Origin of the sequence: Lutimaribacter marinistellae (assembly GCF_042648365.1) — a bacterium.
In the GTDB taxonomy this organism is placed as follows: domain Bacteria; phylum Pseudomonadota; class Alphaproteobacteria; order Rhodobacterales; family Rhodobacteraceae; genus Lutimaribacter_A; species Lutimaribacter_A marinistellae.
On the sequence record NZ_JBHRXI010000010.1, the window covers coordinates 325,713 to 343,027 of the forward strand.

14 protein-coding genes and 1 riboswitch are annotated in these 17,315 nt (G+C 67.2%); of the genes, 9 read left to right on the forward strand and 5 right to left on the reverse strand.

The annotated features are described in order from the left end of the window. The first annotated feature begins 182 nt into the window (after positions 1 to 182). A complete protein-coding gene (locus ACFORG_RS10395; protein WP_386735357.1) occupies positions 183 to 3,170 on the forward strand; it encodes a calcium-binding protein in 2,988 nt (995 codons plus the stop codon). 13 nt (positions 3,171 to 3,183) lie between these two features. Here ACFORG_RS10395 and ACFORG_RS10400 read toward each other — a convergent pair whose 3' ends face one another. Genes ACFORG_RS10400 through ACFORG_RS10420 form a run of 5 tightly spaced genes read right to left on the reverse strand, consistent with a single transcriptional unit; the run spans position 3,184 to position 8,248 of the window. Further along, positions 3,184 to 3,858, reverse strand: a complete 675-nt coding sequence (locus tag ACFORG_RS10400) for an adenosylcobinamide amidohydrolase (protein ID WP_386735358.1) — start codon at positions 3,856 to 3,858, stop codon at positions 3,184 to 3,186. Then, positions 3,855 to 4,616, reverse strand: coding sequence for an ABC transporter ATP-binding protein (locus ACFORG_RS10405; RefSeq protein WP_386735359.1), 762 nt, complete (start codon positions 4,614 to 4,616; stop codon positions 3,855 to 3,857). Before ACFORG_RS10405 ends, ACFORG_RS10400 begins: the two co-directional genes overlap by 4 nt. Further along, on the reverse strand, positions 4,613 to 5,578 hold the full coding sequence (locus ACFORG_RS10410; RefSeq protein WP_386735817.1) for a FecCD family ABC transporter permease: 966 nt from the start codon (positions 5,576 to 5,578) through the stop codon (positions 4,613 to 4,615). Before ACFORG_RS10410 ends, ACFORG_RS10405 begins: the two co-directional genes overlap by 4 nt. 14 nt (positions 5,579 to 5,592) lie before the next feature. Then, entirely contained in the window at positions 5,593 to 6,441 is an 849-nt protein-coding gene (locus ACFORG_RS10415) for an ABC transporter substrate-binding protein (protein ID WP_386735360.1), read from the reverse strand. Then, complete coding sequence (locus ACFORG_RS10420) at positions 6,407 to 8,248, reverse strand: TonB-dependent receptor plug domain-containing protein (RefSeq protein ID WP_386735361.1); 1,842 nt, start codon at positions 8,246 to 8,248, stop codon at positions 6,407 to 6,409. Before ACFORG_RS10420 ends, ACFORG_RS10415 begins: the two co-directional genes overlap by 35 nt. Before the next feature lie 122 nt (positions 8,249 to 8,370). Then, a riboswitch (cobalamin riboswitch) is annotated at positions 8,371 to 8,589 on the reverse strand. Between the two features lie 161 nt (positions 8,590 to 8,750). Between ACFORG_RS10420 and ACFORG_RS10425 the strand changes: the two genes are divergently transcribed. From ACFORG_RS10425 to ACFORG_RS10460, 8 genes are all read left to right on the forward strand, one after another. Next, the gene (locus ACFORG_RS10425; RefSeq protein ID WP_386735362.1) at positions 8,751 to 10,844 is read left to right on the forward strand and encodes a TonB-dependent siderophore receptor; all 2,094 of its coding nucleotides are present in this window, start codon (positions 8,751 to 8,753) and stop codon (positions 10,842 to 10,844) included. Positions 10,845 to 10,891: 47 nt separating this feature from the next. Then, positions 10,892 to 11,884 carry an ABC transporter substrate-binding protein gene (locus tag ACFORG_RS10430; RefSeq protein ID WP_386735363.1) on the forward strand — a complete coding sequence of 331 codons (993 nt, stop codon included), beginning with the start codon at positions 10,892 to 10,894 and terminating at the stop codon, positions 11,882 to 11,884. Continuing rightward, entirely contained in the window at positions 11,874 to 12,899 is a 1,026-nt protein-coding gene (locus tag ACFORG_RS10435; RefSeq protein WP_386735364.1) for a FecCD family ABC transporter permease, read from the forward strand. The genes ACFORG_RS10430 and ACFORG_RS10435 overlap by 11 nt, the downstream gene beginning before the upstream one ends. After that, positions 12,896 to 13,912 carry a FecCD family ABC transporter permease gene (locus tag ACFORG_RS10440; protein ID WP_386735365.1) on the forward strand — a complete coding sequence of 339 codons (1,017 nt, stop codon included), beginning with the start codon at positions 12,896 to 12,898 and terminating at the stop codon, positions 13,910 to 13,912. The genes ACFORG_RS10435 and ACFORG_RS10440 overlap by 4 nt, the downstream gene beginning before the upstream one ends. Positions 13,913 to 13,946: 34 nt before the next feature. Then, the gene (locus tag ACFORG_RS10445) at positions 13,947 to 14,747 is read left to right on the forward strand and encodes an ABC transporter ATP-binding protein (protein ID WP_386735366.1); all 801 of its coding nucleotides are present in this window, start codon (positions 13,947 to 13,949) and stop codon (positions 14,745 to 14,747) included. A 6-nt stretch (positions 14,748 to 14,753) separates the two neighbouring features. Continuing rightward, positions 14,754 to 15,800 carry a siderophore-interacting protein gene (locus ACFORG_RS10450; protein WP_386735367.1) on the forward strand — a complete coding sequence of 349 codons (1,047 nt, stop codon included), beginning with the start codon at positions 14,754 to 14,756 and terminating at the stop codon, positions 15,798 to 15,800. Positions 15,801 to 15,925: 125 nt separating this feature from the next. Beyond that, entirely contained in the window at positions 15,926 to 16,936 is a 1,011-nt protein-coding gene (locus tag ACFORG_RS10455) for a MotA/TolQ/ExbB proton channel family protein (protein ID WP_386735368.1), read from the forward strand. A gap of 1 nt (position 16,937) precedes the next feature. Beyond that, complete coding sequence (locus ACFORG_RS10460; protein ID WP_386735369.1) at positions 16,938 to 17,312, forward strand: ExbD/TolR family protein; 375 nt, start codon at positions 16,938 to 16,940, stop codon at positions 17,310 to 17,312. Positions 17,313 to 17,315: the final 3 nt, after the last annotated feature.

Consider the following 17,315-nt stretch of genomic DNA (forward strand, 5'->3'; position numbering starts at 1 on the left):
TACGAGCCCGCCGGTCGCGGTGCTCACCAGTTGCCTTGGCTTATACGCCAAACACCACATCCCACGCAACGCTTGACGCAGATCAAGGATTGCCCTGCCGGACCGTCTCAAGATGCTTGCCGCCGGGGCGGTCTGACAGCTCGCACCGGTCGCTCGCAGGGATAATGAGAGGGGATCGAGCAATGTCATTCACGCCAACACCCACCGGCGATCCGGTTCAGGTCAATTCACCGGGCTTTGCAAACCAATACCGGCTCGAGACCGCGCCGCTCGACAATGGCGGCTATTTCGCGGTCTGGGAAACTGCCGACGGATCCTACCTGCCCGGCGGCTGGGACCGTGACGTGACCAGCATCTGGGGCCGCCTCTTTGCCGCCGATGGCACGGCGCTCGGCTCCGACTTCTACGTCAACACCGACCGGCAATACACGCAGCGGATGCCCTCGATCACCAAGCTGTCGGATGGCGGTTTTCTCGTCACCTTCGGCTCGATCGCGGATTCGCTCGGCAACTTCCCCTACGAGGTCATCGCCGCACGGCGGTTCGACGCGCAGGGTGCGGCAATCGGCGATGAATACCTGCTGCAAAGCACGACCGGCGTGTACAGCGAGAATGCCGACCTCACCACCCTCGGCAACGGCACCGTGGTGGTGATCTGGATGCAGGGACCCAGCTATGGCCCCTACACGCTCGAGGGTGAGCTGCTGTCGGCCACAGGCGCGCCCACCGGCACCACGTTCCAGATCTCTACCGGGCTCGACGACTACTTCAACCGCGACGAACAGTCGCCGCAGATCAAGGCCCTGACCGGCGGCGGCTTCGTCGTGGCCTGGATGAAGGACGGCATCGACGGGGAGGATGTCTATGTCCGCCAGTACAGCGCTACCGGCACCGCGGTGACCTCGGAAACGCTGGTAAACACCACGACCGCTGGCACGCAGCGGATGCCGGACGTGATCCCCATGTCCGATGGCGGCTATCTCGTCGCCTGGGGGTCGGGTGGTCAGGAGCCCTCGGGCTATAACGTCTACGCGCGCCGCTTCGACGCGTCGGGCAACGCAACGACCGGCGAGGTGCGGCTCAACACCACCACCACCTCGGACGAGGACCACGTCTCGCTCGTCGCGCTGCCCGATGGCGGCTTCGTCGCGGCGTGGACGCGCGGCTGGATCGGGATCGATTACTATTTCGACATCGTGGCGCAGCGCTTCGACTCCGAGGGCGCCAAGGTCGGCGAGGAGTTCGTCGTCAACACGGCGACGCAGGTGGCCTGCCAGTTGTCCTATCTTACGGTACTCGACAGTGGCGAGCTGCTGGTCGGCTGGAAACAGGACGGCAACCTCTACACCCGCAGCTACGATGTGCACACCGTGGGCACCAGCGCCGACGAGACACTGACCGGCACCAGCGGAAACGACGTGATCGCGGGCCAGGGCGGCGACGACAGCATCACCGGCCTCGCCGGTCTCGACACGCTTTCAGGCGGCGATGACGACGACACGATCGAGGGCGGCCCGGGCGAGGACAGCCTGTCGGGAGACAGCGGCGATGACCTGATCCGCGGCGGCAGCTATGCCGACACGATCACCGGCAGCTTCGGCAACGACACGGTCTATGGAGATGACGGGCGCGACGTGGTCGATCTCGGCGATGGCAACGACGTCTTCCACGACAACGCCCAGACCGGCTGGTTCGGCGCGGATATCGTCAATGGCGGGCTCGGGCTCGACACGATCAACGGCGGCGGCGGCAACGATACCCTGGGTGGCGCCGAGGGCGAGGACAGCATTTCGGGCGGCGACGGCGACGATTTCATCCATGGCGGCAGCTACGCCGACCGGATCGACGCAGGCAACGGCAACGACACGGTTTATGGCGATGACGGGCGCGACGTGGTCGCCCTCGGCGCAGGCAACGATACGTTCTTCGACAATTCCCAGGCCGGCTGGTTCGGCGCGGACTCGGTCGATGGCGGTACCGGACTTGACACGATCATCGGCATGGGCGGCAACGACACGCTGCTCGGCGGCGCAGGCGAGGACTATATCGAGGGCGGCGACGGCGACGACCTGATCGAGGATGGCAGCTATGCCGACCGGGTCGTGGCGGGCGCGGACAACGACACGGTCAATGGCGGCGACGGCCGCGACGTGTTCGATCTCGGCACAGGCAACGACACGTTCCAGGACAATGCCCAGACCGGTTGGTATGGCGCCGACAGCGTGCTTGGCGGCGACGGAAACGACCTCCTCCGCGCCAGTGGCGGCAACGACACCGTCGAAGGCGGCGCCGGGCTCGACACGATCGAGGGCGGCGAAGGGAATGACAGCCTGCTCGGCGGCACCGGCGAGGACAGCATCCTCGGCGGTGAAGGCGACGACATGATCGAGGGCGGCACCTATGCCGACTACATCGATGCCGGAACGGGTCACGACACCGTGCGCGGCGATGACGGGCGCGACGAGGTGCATCTCGGCAGCGGCGACGACCTCTACGAGGACAACGCCCAGACCGGCTGGTACGGCGCGGACGAGATCAATGGCGATCTGGGTCAGGATACCATCCGCGGGGCCGGCGGCAACGACACGATCCGTGGCGGCGCGGGCGAGGACAGCCTCGAAGGCGGCTCGGACAACGACTGGATCGATGGCGGCACCTATGCAGACGTGATCATTGCCGGAGACGGTGACGACACCGTGTTCGGCGGCGACGGACGCGACCAGGTCTCTCTCAACACAGGTCACGACCTGTTCGAGGACAACGCGCAAACCGGCTGGTACGGCGCCGACAGCGTCGAAGGCGGATATGGCAACGACACGATGAACGGCGGCGGCGGCAACGACACGCTCAAGGGCCAATGGGGCAATGACGTACTGCGCGGCGGCAACGGCAACGACTCTCTGGACGGCGGCATCGGCAACGATACGATGACCGGCGGTCTGGGCGCGGACGATTTCGTGTTCAACACGCTTTACGCGACCGGCACGGACGAGATCACCGGTTGGGGCGACGGGTTCGACCGCATCGTGATCGCGGGTCCGGTCGAACAGCCGGACGTCACGCTGACCTCGAATGCGCTCGGCACGCTCGCGGCGTGGACGGACGGGTCGGTGCAGATCATGCATGGCACGCCGGGGCTCATCACCTTCGACGATTTCGAGTTCATCTAGGACGCGTGCCCACCTACCGCGCCAGTCCCCGCTCGGCGGCCCATGAGCGGGTGCCTGCATGGACCGCGTCGTAAACCGCCCGGCCGATGGCCTCGCCGATCTCGGTATGCAAACCGCTAAAGGCGACGGTGCCGGCCGGCGCGGCCAGCGCGACGCAATCTGTACCGGTCCCGGTGGCAGTTCCCGTGGGCAGGGCAAACCCGATATCCATGACCGCCGCAGTGCGCGCCTGAACGGCGATGCTCATCGCCTCGAGCATCCCCGCCGTGTCAAGCCCGCCATCCGGCCCTGCATCCAGCCGCACCGCAACGTTGATCGTACCCCAGTCGGCGTCCCAGTTACGGCCCGAGTAGTCCACCCGGCTGCCCACCCGCTCGCCATTCGACAGGCCCACGGTTGCCACCGCGTGGGCCTCCACTCCTCCGACCCGCGTGCGGCGTTCCTCGAAGGTGGTCACATCGCGCGAGGTCAGGAACAGCACGGCCCCCTCCTCGCCCCGGTCGCGCAAGGCACTCTCTGCCCAGTCGCGCACATCCAGGTCCGGCGGCAGGTCCGCGTTGCGCAATTCGCGCCACAGGATCCGCCGCGCACGGACCTGGCCGGGCCGGTTGATCGACCAGCTCAGCACCTCCATCTCCGCGCCCAGGTCGAAACTCAGCCAGGGCGCGTCCAGCACCACGCGGCTCACTCGACCACCTCGAGCGGTTGGAAGACCGGGCCATGCTCGGTCTCCTGGTGCCAGACCGAAACGCCAAAGGCGCGCGCCATGCGCCCGGGTGACAGCACCTCGCCCGGTGGTCCGTCGGCCATCACACCGCCCCCCGCCATCAGGATCAGCCGCGTGCAATGCCGCGCGGCAAGCCCGAGATCGTGCAGCGAGACCATCACCGCCCGCCCCTCGCCCGCCAGATCGCGAAAGATCCGCATGGCCGAGATCTGGTGCGCCGGGTCCAGCCCCGCGATGGGTTCATCCGCCATCAGGACAGGCGTGTCCTGCGCCAGCGCCCTCGCGATCAGCGCCCGCGCCTGTTCACCCCCCGACAGGCGCGAGGAGGCCCGATGCCGCAATCCCTGCAGGTCCAGCCGCGCCAGCGCGCGGTCGACATGGGCCCGGTCCGCCTCCGGCAGGCCGCCCCGCGCCGGCAGATAGGGTAGACGTCCAAGTGCCACCAGCCGCTCCACCGGAACCGGCCACGCGATCTCGCGCGCCTGCGGCATCCACGCGACCGTTTTCGCCCGGGCCGCGGGCGACAGCCCCGCCAGCGAGCTTTCGCCCTCGCAGGGGATCAACCCCAGCGCCGCGCGCATCAACGAGGTCTTGCCCGCCCCGTTCGGCCCGATCAGACCGACCATCTCGCCCGGCCGCACCGACAGGGTGACATCGGAAAAGACCGGCCTGCCCCGCAGGCTGACGCCCAGCCCCCGCAGATCGAACCCCGCGCTCATCCCAGGTCCCTCCGCGTGCGATAGATCAGGTGCAGGAACAGCGGCGCACCCACCAGGGCGGTCACGACGCCCAGCTTCAGGTCGCGCTCGGGTAGGACCACGCGCACCGCGATATCCGCCAGTTGCAACATCACCGCCCCGCCCAGCGCCGAGGACCACAGCAGCCGCGCCGGATCGGCACCCACCAGCGGGCGCAGGATATGCGGCACCACGAGGCCGACGAACCCGATCGCCCCCGCCACCGCCGTGCCGCCCCCGACGATCGCGGCGGTCCCCAGCACCAGAAGCAGCCGCAGCCTCGACAGGTTGATGCCCATGGTCTCGGCGGCGTCCTCGCCCAGGGTCAGCGCACTGATGCCGCGCGCGGTGCTCGCCAGCAGCAGCATGCCCAGCAGGATGAAAGGCAAGGCAAGCCACAGATGCAGCATCGACCGATCCGCCAGCGAGCCCATCATCCAGAACACGATCTCGTTCGCCGCAAAGGGGTTCGGCGACAGGTTCAGCACCAGCGAGGTCAGCGCGCTCGCAAGGGCCGAGATCGCGATACCGGCCAGGATCAGCGTCAGCGACCCGCCGCGCGGCCCGGCCAGCGCCATGACCAGCCCGACGCAGACCAGCGCGCCCGCCAGCGCGGAAAAGGGCAGCGACAGCGCACTCGCCGCGGCCAGCCCGGTGTGGATCGCCAGCACCGCGCCAAAGGCCGCCGACCCGGACACGCCGATCAGCCCCGGCTCGGCCAGCGGGTTGCGCAGGTAACCCTGCATCGCCGCACCCGCCATGCCCAGACCGGCGCCGATCAACACACCCAGCAGCGCCCTTGGCAGACGGATTTCCTGCATCACCAGCGACAGCGGGCCATAGTCGTCGGAAAACAGCGCGGCCAGGCTTTCGCCCGCCGGAACCTCCGCCGGCCCGATGGTCAGGGACAGGATGAACAGCGCCAGCACCACCAGCGCCAACAGGGGCTCCAGCGCCCTCACCGCGCCACCTGCCCGCGGATGGCCGCCAGCCGCTCGATCGCGCCCAGGACATGCGGTGTCCCGCAGACCCAGTCGCGGTCGGACATCACGGCTTGGCCTGCGCGCGCGCGCAAGTAGTCGATCACCGGATGGTCCATCGTCTCCTTGGCGCGGCCATGCCCCGGCGAGGGGCGCGCGGTGATCACCACGTCCGGATCGATCATCGCCAGCCGCTCAAGTGGCAGAACCCCACCCCAGTCATAGCCCAGCTCGGCCGCGATATTGCGAAACCCGGCGGCGCGCAGGATCTGCCCGGCAAGGCTACGCTCGCCCTGCGTCCAGCCACGCAGCGCGTATATGGCGGCGCGCGGCCCGTTCTCGTCGGCACTGACCTGCAAGGCCGCAAGACCCGCATCATAGCGGGCCACCATCGCCTCGGCCGCGTCTTGCCGGCCCAGCAGTTCGCCCATGCGCAGGATATTGGCGCGCACATCCTCAAGCGAGCGGGCCGGGTCGAACACCTCGACCTCGATGCCCAGCCTGCGGATCATGTCCACCGTCGCATGACCCGAGAAGGAGCCCGAGATCACGAGGTCCGGCTGTTGTAGATAGATCTCCTCGGCCAGCCTGTGATTGACCTCGTAGGCCATCGCCTCCTCGGGCATGGCCGAGTAGCCGGGATCGCGCGCCAGGAACGTGACCGAGTGGAGCTGCCCCGGCGCGGCCAGCATCATCGCCAGCTGGTCGGTGCACAGGTTCATCGACACCACTCGCTGCGGCTGCGCCAAGGCCGCGCCGGCAAAGACCAGCGCGGCAAGGCAGGTTATGATCCTAGAACCGCGCACGGACACCGAAGTAAACCGCACGGTCGGACGCCGAGAAATTGGCCGAAGTCTGGTACTGCTCGTCGAACAGGTTCACCACCCGCATATATGCCTCGGTGCGATCGTTGATGTCATAGGCGACGCTGGCATTCACGACTGTGTAATCCGGCATCACCGTTCCGAACTCGTCGGGGCGGTCGGCCACGTGGTTCAACGTCACGGTTCCGGCCCAGCGCTCGCCCATTTCCGCCTCGAGCCCCAGAACGAAGTCATGCCCCGGTACGCGCAGCAACCGTGCGCCCGTCGCATCCTCGGCATCGGTATAGGTATAGGCCCCGATCAGCGCGAGCGTATCGGTGATCGCCCACAGGCCCGACAACTCTATGCCCTTCGAGGTCGAGGTACCCGGCGTCTGCTGGTACTGGCCCGTGAACGGCAAGGGAAAGCTGGTCAGCGTGACGAACTGGATCAGGTTGTCGATCTCGGTGTAAAAGCCCGTCGCCTTGACGAATGAACCGTTGCCGAACTGGTGCTCGACCCCCAGTTCGAAGCTCAGGCTTTCCTCGGGCTCCAGCGCCGCGTTGCCGTAAAGCGTGCTGTTCAGCTCGTAAAGCGATGGCGCCCGGAACCCGGTCGCTGCGACCGCGCGCAGGATCGTGCCCTCGCTCAGCCGGTAGGCCGCGGCCAGACGCCCCGACAGGTTGCCGCCGAATGTCGAATGGTCGTCGTAGCGCAGCGTAGCCGACAGGTCGAGGTCGGTGGTCGGCGCAAAGAGCAACTCGCCGAACACGCCGGTCGTCTGGACAGACCCGCTATCGGTGTTGGTGGCGAATTCCTCTTCCTCCCAATCGGCCCCGAAGCTGTAGCGCAACTGATCGCTGGCGCTGCCCTCGGCGACATAATCGACCCGCCGCCGCTCGCCGTCAAAGATCGAGTCGAACCCGTTGGACGAGCTTACGCGGTCACTGCGGAAGTAACTGGTCGACAGCCGATGCGTCAGCGCGCCGGTCTCGAAGGCGGCAAACGCCCGCAGGCCCAGGCTCTCGGTCGTGTTCCACTCGTCGAAGGGCGGCGCGCCATCGCCGCCGAACTCGTCGAAAGCGCCTTCGGCATCGAGGTAATAGCCCGACAGGCCCAGCGTCAGCATGTCGGTCGCCTGGAAATCGCCCGAGAAGTTGAAACGCGTCGCCCGGAACCCGTCATCCTCGGTATTGGCCGCCCCGTCACGAGACGAGAACCCGTCCGTGTCGACATGGTTGAAGGTGAACGCCGCGCCGCCGCGCTCGCCCTGCGTCGCCACGCCAAGCGTTCCCTGGTAGGTGTCGAAACTCCCCGCCTCCAGCGCGCCCGACACCACGGTCCCCGGCTCTTCGGGGCGCGCGGTGGTGATGTTGACGACGCCTGCAATGGCGCGCGATCCATAAATGGCCGAGCTCGAGCCTTTCAGCAGTTCGATCCGGCTGATGCCCGAAGTCGTCAGGTTGCCCCAGTTGAAACTCGTCTGCGGCGCGGCCGGGTCGGTCACGTCGATGCCGTCGATCAGGACCTTGATGTATTTACCGTCCAGCCCGCGCACGCGCAGCGTGGTATTGGCGCCCAGTCCGCCATTGGCGCTGACCGAAACGCCGGGCAGCTTGGCGAGATAATCCGCCACGCGGGTTTCGGGTGCGGCGCGGATCTCGTCCTCGGTCAGCACCTCGACGGTGGCGCCGGTGCGGTCCAGATCGATCTCGTTCTGTCCGACAGTCGAGAATATCTTGATCTGGCCAAGGTCGAACGCCTCCTGCGCGACGGCGGCAGGTGCCAGCCCAAGCGCAAGGATGGAGGCGGAAGTTAGCAGTTTTGTCATCGTTCAGGTCCTTTCCAGACCTTCGTGTTGCCGGGTGTCTGGAAAGGTCGTGCACCTTCCGCAAACGGTGAGAGCACCACCACTACGGAAAGGACCGTTGCCCACGACGCGCCCCGCGCCGGGTCAGGGTGATCGTTCTGGCAGGTCTCCTGACTTGCGGGTCTCGGCCTTGCCGGGCCTTCCCATCCGTGACCGGACAGTGGCATCTTCCGACAGTGCTCGCCGCTTACAGTTGCGGGGGCAGTCGAGGATTTGGCCGCAGGGAAACACTCCCGTTTGCCGCACCTCGTTCCCTATTATCCGGATGGCGTCACACCCGGACCAGAACATGGCGGAAATCGCAGATGCGCCCGGGCCTTGTCAATCGCGAAGTTCGACCTAATAGCGGATCAAGAAACCCGACTCTTTTACTTGACAATAATTTGAGACCAGCTTAGGCCGCGTGACCTGACCCAGCGCGCTGCCAGGCATTCCCAGAAAACCAAGAAACAAGGAACGGGACATGTCCTTACTGCGCGCGACGGCCTCCGTCTGCGCAATCGCCGCTGCCCTGCCGGCCTTTGCGCAAGAGGTGATCGAACTCAGGACCATCACCGTCGAAGGTCAGCAGACCGACGGCTTTTTCGGCGAATCCGTTGCCACCGGCAGCGGCACGATCACCAAGACCGGCGACCCGATCGCCGAAACGCCGCGCTCGGTCAGCGTCGTGACCACCCAGCAGATCGAACAACGCGGCGCGCGGTCGGTCGAAGAGGCGCTGAAATACACCGCGGGCGTGACCGCCGGGATCTGGGGCCTCGACGCGCGCTCGGACTGGACACTCGTCCGCGGGTTCAAACCCACCACCCTGCATGACGGCCTGCCGGCACGCTACGGCTACTACAACGACACCACGCCGGAACCCTTCATGCTCGACAGCGTCGCGGTGCTGCGCGGCCCCGCCTCGGGCCTGTATGGAAGCGGTTCGGTCGGCGGTGTGGTCAACACCACCTCCAAGACCGCAGCGCAGGACGCGCCGAACCTCTGGCAGTTGCAGGTCGGATCTTATGACCGGGTGCAGGGCGCCATCGATGTCAGCGGCGACCTGAACGAAACCGGCACGCTGCGGTACCGCCTCGTGGGCGTCGCCCGCGAGTCCGAGACGCAGGTGAATTACTCACAGGACGACGTGCTGTCGCTCGCCCCCTCGATCACTTGGCGACCAACCGAGGATACCGAGCTGACGGTGCTCGCCAACTACCAGGACAGCGACCGCAGCCCGCTCATCCAGTTCGCCTCGATCTACGGCACGCTGCTGCCCGCCACCGGTTTTGGCAATGGCGATTTCCTCGACGCCGATCTTTTCGTGGGCGAGCCGGGCTTCGACATGTTCGAAAGCGAACAGCGCAGCATCACAGCCATGTTCAGGCACCGCTTCAACACGGTCTGGAGCATGAATGCCAATTTCCGCTACCTCGAAGGCGAGGCCGAGTATCAGCACGCCTGGTGGGCCTTCGACAATTTCACCAACGGGCGCTACAACGCCGACGGCACGATCAACCGCACATTCTACCGGGCCGAGAACGAGCTGAAAACGCTTGCCCTCGACACCTACGCCACCGCCGAATACGCGATGGGTGGGGTCGAGATGCGCACTCTCCTCGGCGCCAGCTACAGCCGTGGCACCTATGATTCCGATATCGGCTACGGCGCGCAGAACGCCCCGCTCGATCCGTTCAACCCGGTCTATTCCGGCTTCACCCCGATCACCGTGACCGACACGCCCGGCACCTCGGTCGACGAATGGGGGATCTACGCCCAGAACCGCGCCACGGTCGACAACTGGATCGTCGATCTCGGCCTGCGCTACGGCCGCATCGAAAGCGGGGCCTCGAACGGCAGCTTCGGCGCGACCACCACCGCGGCCGAGGACAGCGCATGGACCGGCAATGCCGCCGTCATGTATGTCTTCGACAACGGCCTCGCGCCCTATCTCAGCTACGCGACCAGCTTTGAACAGGACGCCATTGGCACGGATGTGAACGGCAACGCCTTCGACCCGACCGAGGGCGAACAGGTCGAGCTGGGCGTGAAGTACCAGCCCGCCGGAACCGACACGCTGCTGTCGGCCGCGCTGTTCGACCTGACCAAATCCAACCTACTGATGAACGACCCGGTCAATCCCGGCTTTCAAGTGCAGACGGGCGAGGCAAAGTCGCAAGGGCTGGAGCTTGAGGCCTTCCACAGCTTTGGCGAGGTCTCGGTTCAGGCCGCCTATACCTATCTCGACACCGAAAACGCCAATGGCTTCGACATCGCGCAGGTGCCGACCCACGCCGCATCGCTCTGGCTCAACTACGCGCCCCGCGCGCTCGAAGGGTGGCAGTTCGGCGGCGGCGTCCGCTACAACGGCACCGCCGGAGACGGCGCGGGCCAGTTCACCACACCCGCCTACACGCTGGTCGATACCGCCATCGCCTACGAACGGGACAACTGGCGGCTGGCGCTCAACGTCGCGAACCTCACCGACGAACGCTACATGACCACCTGCCAGGGCGGCGCCTGCTACTTCGGTGAAGGGCGTAACGTGGCGCTCACCCTCTCCTCGACCTTCTGAACTCCAGCGGCGGCCCGACCGGGCCGCCCCAACCCATGGTGCCTTCGATGCTGCGCGCGCTCCTCCTCTCGCTGACCCTCGCCTCTGCCCCCGCCGCGGCGCAGGAGTTTCCGGTGCGCATCCCCCATGCCTTCGGCACTGCCGAGATCCCGGACCGCCCGACTCGCGTCGTCTCGCTCAGCTTCATCGGCCACGACTTCCTGCTGGCGCTCGGCCTCCGGCCTTACGCCCTGCGCAAATGGTATGGCGATTACCCGTTCGGCGTCTGGCCCTGGGCGCAGGACGCGCTCGGGCAGGCCGAACCGATCGTCATGCAGGGCGAGATCGATATCGAGGCCATCTCCGCCATGCAGCCCGACCTGATCGTCGGACAATGGAGCGGCATGACCGCCCATGACTACCGCCTGCTGTCGCAGATCGCCCCCACCCTCGCCCATCAGGCCGAGTGGGGCCCCTACGGCGCGCCGTGGCAGGGGATGTTGCGCAACCTTGGCCGGGCCACCGGCCACAGCGACCGGGCCGAGGCCTGGATCGACCGGCTCGACGCCCGCTTCGCCCGCATACGCGCCGACCACCCCGACTGGCAGGGCGCCAGCGCCGCCGTGGTCTGGGCAGGGCGCATCGGTGCCTATACCGGGCGCGACATTCGCGGCCGCCTGCTGCGCGACCTCGGCTTCACCATCCCCACCGAGATCGACGCGCGCGGCGGGCTCAACACCACCTATGTCCCGATCCCGCCCGAGGACCTGTCGCCGATCGACGTCGACGCGCTGATCTGGCTCGACGCAGGCGCGGGCACCGACCGGCTGAACGCCCTGCCCCTGCGAAACACGATGCGCGCCTATGCCGAGGGGCGCGAGGTCTATTCCGGCCTGATGCTGTCGGCAGCCATGTCGCATTCCAGCCCGCTCAGTCTCGATCACGCGCTGGACACACTTGTGCCGCTGCTCGAGGCGGCGATGGACGGCGACCCCGCGACCGTCGTGGCCAGCTCCGCCAAGGCCGGCATCTTGCCGAAAGAGACACCCGATGCCCGCTGACATTGCCCTGCGCCACACCCCCGCACGCGACCGACGCGGCCTCGCCCTTCTGGCAGCACTGGCGGCGCTGGCTCTGATCGCGCTGCTCGCGCTGCGGCTGGGATACCGCCCGGTCACTTGGGCCGAACTTGCTGCCGCCTTCACCGCTTACGACCCCGCTGACCCCGCACAGATCGTCATCCGCGAGATCCGCCTCCCGCGTATCGCCGCGGCCCTTCTGGCAGGAACGGCGCTTGGCATTGCGGGCGCACTGATCCAGGGCATGACCCGCAACCCCCTCGCCGATCCGGGCCTTTTGGGAATCAACGCGGGTGCCGCCGTCGGCGTGATCGGCGCGGTGTTCCTGCTGCGCATCAGCGATCCGTCACAGTTCATCTGGACCGCGCTGGCGGGCGGCGCGCTTGGCGCGGTGGCGGTCTTCGCGCTTGGCGGCGGCGCTCAGGCCCGGCCTGTGCGGCTGCTGCTGGCGGGGGCCGCGCTTACCGCCTTCTTCCTCGCCTTGATCCGCGCACTGGTGCTGGTCAGCCGGCAAAGCCTCGAGACCTACCGCTTCTGGGTGCTGGGCGGGTTCGAGAACGTGACCACCGACAGCCTCGCCGCGCTCTGGCCCTTCTTCCTCGGCGGCGCGCTGGTCGCGCTGGCCGCCGCCCTGCTGATCGACGCCCTGTCGCTGGGCGACGATACCGCCCGCGGGCTGGGCGTGAATGTCGGCGGGGCAAGGCTGCTTTGCGGTTGTGCAATCGTCCTGCTGGCCGCCAGCACCGTTGCGCTGGCCGGCCCCATCGCCTTTGTCGGGTTGATCGTGCCGCACATGGCGCGCGCCGTGATGCGGCAGGACATGATCTGGCTCGCCCCCTGTTCGGGGATCTTCGGCGCCTGCCTGCTGCTGCTGGCCGATCTCGCGGGCCGCTCGGCGCTGTTCGGCGGCACCATGCAGGCCGGCGTGATGTCGGCACTGATCGGCGGGCCCCTTCTGATCTGGCTGATCCGCCGCACCGGGGGGAGCAGGACATGACCCACGCTCTTCGGCTTGGCCCGCTCTCCATTCCCGTCGCGCGCCGCGCCCTGTTTGCGGGTGGCATGCTGCTGGGCCTGTCGACGGTCATCGCGCTGACCGCGCTGCTGACCGGCAGCTATCCGGTGACGGCCGCGGATATCTGGCAGGCGCTTGCGGGTCGGGCCGAGGCCATACCGTCGATGATCGTGCTCGACCACCGGATGCCGCGCATCCTCACCGGGCTGGGCGCGGGCGCGGCGCTTGGCATGGCCGGGGCGATGTTCCAGACCATGCTGCGCAACCCGCTTGCCGCCCCCGACATCATCGGCTTCACCGCCGGGGCCAACGCCGGCGCATTGCTCGCCGCCTTGCTGACCGGCGGCATGATCCTTGGCGGAGCGCTTCTAGGCGGCGCACTGACCGCGCTGGCCGTAACCGCGCTCGCATGGCGCGACGGGCTCGACACCCATCGGCTGATCCTCGTCGGCATCGGCGCCAGCCTGTCGCTTGGCGCCGCGGCCGACCTGCTGCTCAGCTACACCGACGAGAACACCGCCGCCGACATGGCCCGCTGGCTGACCGGCACGCTGCACGCGCGCGGCTGGGCCGAGGTCGTGCGGATCTGGGGCGGGCTGGCCCTGCTGTTGCCGCTGCTGGTCTGGGTCAGCTTCCCGCTCGCCCGACTGGCCCTGTCCGATGAAACCGTGACTGCGCTCGGCCTGCCGCTCGCCCGGCTGCGCCTCGCCGTCACCGCGCTTGGCGTCACGCTTGTCGCACTGGCGGTCAGCGTCGCCGGGCCGCTGCCCTTCGTCGCCTTCGTCGCCGGACCCATCGCGCGGCGGCTGGTTGGCGGCGGCACCCCGGCGCTGCTCGCCGCCGCACTCGTCGGCGCGTGCGTCACCGCCGGGGCCGATCTCGCCGCGCGGTCGCTGCCCATGGTGCGGCTGCCCGCCGGTGTCTTCACCGCGATGCTGGGTGCGCCGGTTCTTGTCTGGCTCCTGTGGGCCGAGGCGCGAAAGGGGCGGATATGAGCGATGTACAAAACGGTCAATCGGGGCTCTGAACATGGTACAAAACGGTCAATTCGGGGGTACAAACCGCTTGCAGGCGAAGGAGATCTCGGTCTCCTACCCGCGCCGCGCGGTGATCGAGGCACTGACACTCGACATCCCCGACGGCAAGGTGACGGCCATCGTCGGCCCCAATGCCTGCGGCAAGTCCACCGTGCTGCGCGCCCTTGCGCGCCTGACCCCGGTGGCCGCCGGACGGGTGGATCTTGACGGTCAACCCATTGAAAAAAAAGGCTCCCGTGCGGTTGCTCGGCGGCTGGCCATCCTGCCGCAATCCCCGCTCGCGCCCGAGGGGATGACGGTGCGCGATCTCGTCCGCCGGGGCCGCACGCCGCATCAATCCGCCCTGCGCCAGTTCTCGCACGAAGACGCCCGCGCGACCCAGCGCGCAATTCAGCTTACAGGCCTGGAATCACAAGAAAATTCGTCACTCGAAACCCTCTCCGGAGGACAGCGCCAACGCGCGTGGATTGCGATGGCACTGGCACAGGACACCGACCTTTTGTTGCTGGACGAGCCCACGACCTATCTCGACCTGCCCCACCAGATTGAGCTTCTGACCCTGATCCGCAAACTCAACCACGAGACCGGCCGCACCGTCGCCATGGTGCTACACGACATCAACCTGGCGGCCCGCTTCGCTCACCACATGGTCGCGCTGAAAAAAGGCCGCATCCGATACCAGGGCGCACCGGACCAGGTCGTCACGCCCGAGATGATGCAAGACGTCTTCGCCCTTCCCTGCACCGTGATCGCCGACCCCGTCCACGGCCATCCCCATGTCATTCCAAGCTGAGGCCACATGACCAAAACAGCAACGCATCACACGGAAACCAGACTGCCCCACCTCGCCTTTGCCCCGCTGCGCGCGATCTTGCTGGCCGAGGCCAAGGAACACGGCCTCACGGCGACAGACACAGCCGCGGATGGTCTGCGCATCGTAACCTGTTATGGAGATTACGTTTTTCGGACCAACGCCACTGGTCTGCACGCACGGATCGAGGCACCGCGCGCCGATTGGCTCTTTGCTCTCAAGGACGGGCTGACAGAACGGATCACGGAACTTTCGCCCGATACCGGACGCGACATGCGCTGGTCGGGCGGGGACGAGGCGGGGGTGCGGCCACCGAACTTCCAATTGATCGAGATCCGCGAGATCGCCCCGCTCGGTAGGGATTTCCTGCGGATCACGGCAACCTCCGAGGACCTGACGCGCTTTGGCACGGATGCGATCCATTTCCGCCTGATCCTGCCGCCCGAAGGCCTCGAGACGCCGGAATGGCCCAGCATCGCCCCCAACGGCGCGACCGTTTGGCCCAGCGGGCACAAGGCCCTGCATCGTCCGGTCTACACGTTGCGCCATGTCGATCCTGCGGCGGGAACGTTCACCTTCGATCTGTTCAGGCACGAGGGCGGACGCGCAACCGAATGGGCCGGCAAGGTCAGGCCGGGCACGGTCGTCGGCCTGACCGGACCCGGCGGTGGCGGGCTTGTCGAGACCTCGGCCATCACGCTCTATGCAGACGAAACAGGCTTCCCCGCAGTGGCCCGCATCGTTGAATCGCTTCCGCAGAACGCCACAGGCATCGCGGTATTGTCGGCTGGAGCAGGCGCCGACTGCGGCTATCCGATGCCGACGCATCCCGGGATAGAAATCCACTGGACCCCGGGCCGGATCGATCTGGCAGCGCGGGCGATCGCCGAAAGAAAAGACCACCCGAACCACTTCTTGTGGTTTGCAGGAGAGCAACGCCAGGCCCGCACGCTGCGGGATTGGTGCCGCAGTACCGACTTGGACGTTCGAGCGCACAGCATTGCCGCGTATTGGACAGACAGGAGGGACGCGTGACATACATGCTCGGTATTCTTGACAGGAAAAACCACCGTATCTATTCCCGCCAAAACGGGGACTCGCATGCCACGCGCGGCCGGGACCTCCCGCTCCGCCGCGTCGAGAAGGAAGGACCGGCAATCATGACATCCTGCCGACACATCTTCATCGGTGCGGCTCTGGCGTTCTGCGTTGGTGCAGGAGCGTCGGCGCAAGAAGTTCCCGCAACACCGCCGACGCCCGAGATCGGACAGGCGCCCACGACGGGAATGGCCTCCAAGACCGATCAGAGCGAGCGTGTGGAGCGTTCCGCGCCCGCGCCGCAAACCGCCGAAACGATTGCAGACAGCGCAGCAGAGGTCGCAACCGAGCCGTCGGTGCCGCAAGTCTCGACCACCGTGCCGGCCGAGCAAAGCGCGCCAGTTGCATTGCCGGGTACAACCACCGAGGGCGACGAAGCGACGACACCCCAGATGCAATCAGCCGGATCAGTTACCGACACGGCGCGGAATGCGTCAGACCGGGCCATGGCATTCCTTCGCGAAGGGGGACCGGCGATCTGGGCCATCGCGGCACTGTCCGTGATCACCGTGGCGCTGATCCTTTGGAAGATCTGGCGCCTTGCCCTCATCGGCGCGTGGTCGCGCGGCAAGGCAGGGCGCGCGGTCGAGGCCTATCTTGCCGGCGAGCCCGAAGCTGCGCTGGCGCTGGTCGAAGGGCGCCGCGGCATCCGTTCGCAAGTCATGGCAGTCTCGCTTCGCAGCCTTGGCCATTTGCCGCACGAAACTGCACGCGAGGAAACAGCGCGCGTCGCCAAGCGGCATCTGTCGTCGGCACGTGACGGGCTGGGTGCGCTGGAACTGATCGCAACAATTGCGCCCCTTCTAGGCCTCCTTGGCACGGTTCTGGGCATGATCGCGGCATTCCAGGCCTTGCAGGCAGCCGGGTCGCGGGCAGATCCGGCGCTGCTGGCGGGCGGCATCTGGGAGGCGCTGCTGACCACGGCAGCGGGCATGGCGGTGGCGATCCCGGCCTCGGCCGCGCTGACATGGTTCGACTCGGTCATCGAGCGGATGCGCCGCGACATCGAGGACAACGCCACCCGCGTCTTCATCGCCGCAACCCCTGCGCGGCTGAAACTCGCGGCCGAGTGAGATGGAGTTCACGCCCCCTGCCCGACCGAGGCGCAGGCCCAGCCTGACGCCCATGATCGACGTGGTGTTCCTGCTCCTCGTCTTCTTCATGCTGGCCTCGCGCTTCGGCACCGAGGCGATGATGCCTCTGCCGCTTGCCGCATCGGGGGGCGACGGGTACAGCGGCCCGCCCCGGCTGGTCGATATCGCGCCGGAGAGCGTAGCGCTCAATGGTCGCCCGGTCGCGGACCTGCCAGCGGCGCTGGCGCCCTTGATGACCGCGCCCGACGACATGGTGATCCTGCGTGGTCGCGACGGGGCCGATCTGCAACGCGTGGTGGACGTGGCTGAAACCCTTCGTGCCGCAGGGCTATCCGCCCTTGTGTTGGTGGAGTGAGCG

Coding starts and splice junctions, on each gene's coding strand:
- ACFORG_RS10425 (WP_386735362.1), top strand. CDS start 8,751: ATGTCCTTACTGCGCGCGACGGCCTCCGTCTGCGCAATCGCCGCTGCC.
- ACFORG_RS10455 (WP_386735368.1), top strand. CDS start 15,926: ATGACATCCTGCCGACACATCTTCATCGGTGCGGCTCTGGCGTTCTGC.
- ACFORG_RS10405 (WP_386735359.1), bottom strand. CDS start 4,616: ATGAGCGCGGGGTTCGATCTGCGGGGGCTGGGCGTCAGCCTGCGGGGC.
- ACFORG_RS10460 (WP_386735369.1), top strand. CDS start 16,938: ATGGAGTTCACGCCCCCTGCCCGACCGAGGCGCAGGCCCAGCCTGACG.
- ACFORG_RS10435 (WP_386735364.1), top strand. CDS start 11,874: ATGCCCGCTGACATTGCCCTGCGCCACACCCCCGCACGCGACCGACGC.
- ACFORG_RS10430 (WP_386735363.1), top strand. CDS start 10,892: ATGCTGCGCGCGCTCCTCCTCTCGCTGACCCTCGCCTCTGCCCCCGCC.
- ACFORG_RS10420 (WP_386735361.1), bottom strand. CDS start 8,248: ATGACAAAACTGCTAACTTCCGCCTCCATCCTTGCGCTTGGGCTGGCA.
- ACFORG_RS10440 (WP_386735365.1), top strand. CDS start 12,896: ATGACCCACGCTCTTCGGCTTGGCCCGCTCTCCATTCCCGTCGCGCGC.
- ACFORG_RS10450 (WP_386735367.1), top strand. CDS start 14,754: ATGACCAAAACAGCAACGCATCACACGGAAACCAGACTGCCCCACCTC.
- ACFORG_RS10445 (WP_386735366.1), top strand. CDS start 13,947: ATGGTACAAAACGGTCAATTCGGGGGTACAAACCGCTTGCAGGCGAAG.
- ACFORG_RS10395 (WP_386735357.1), top strand. CDS start 183: ATGTCATTCACGCCAACACCCACCGGCGATCCGGTTCAGGTCAATTCA.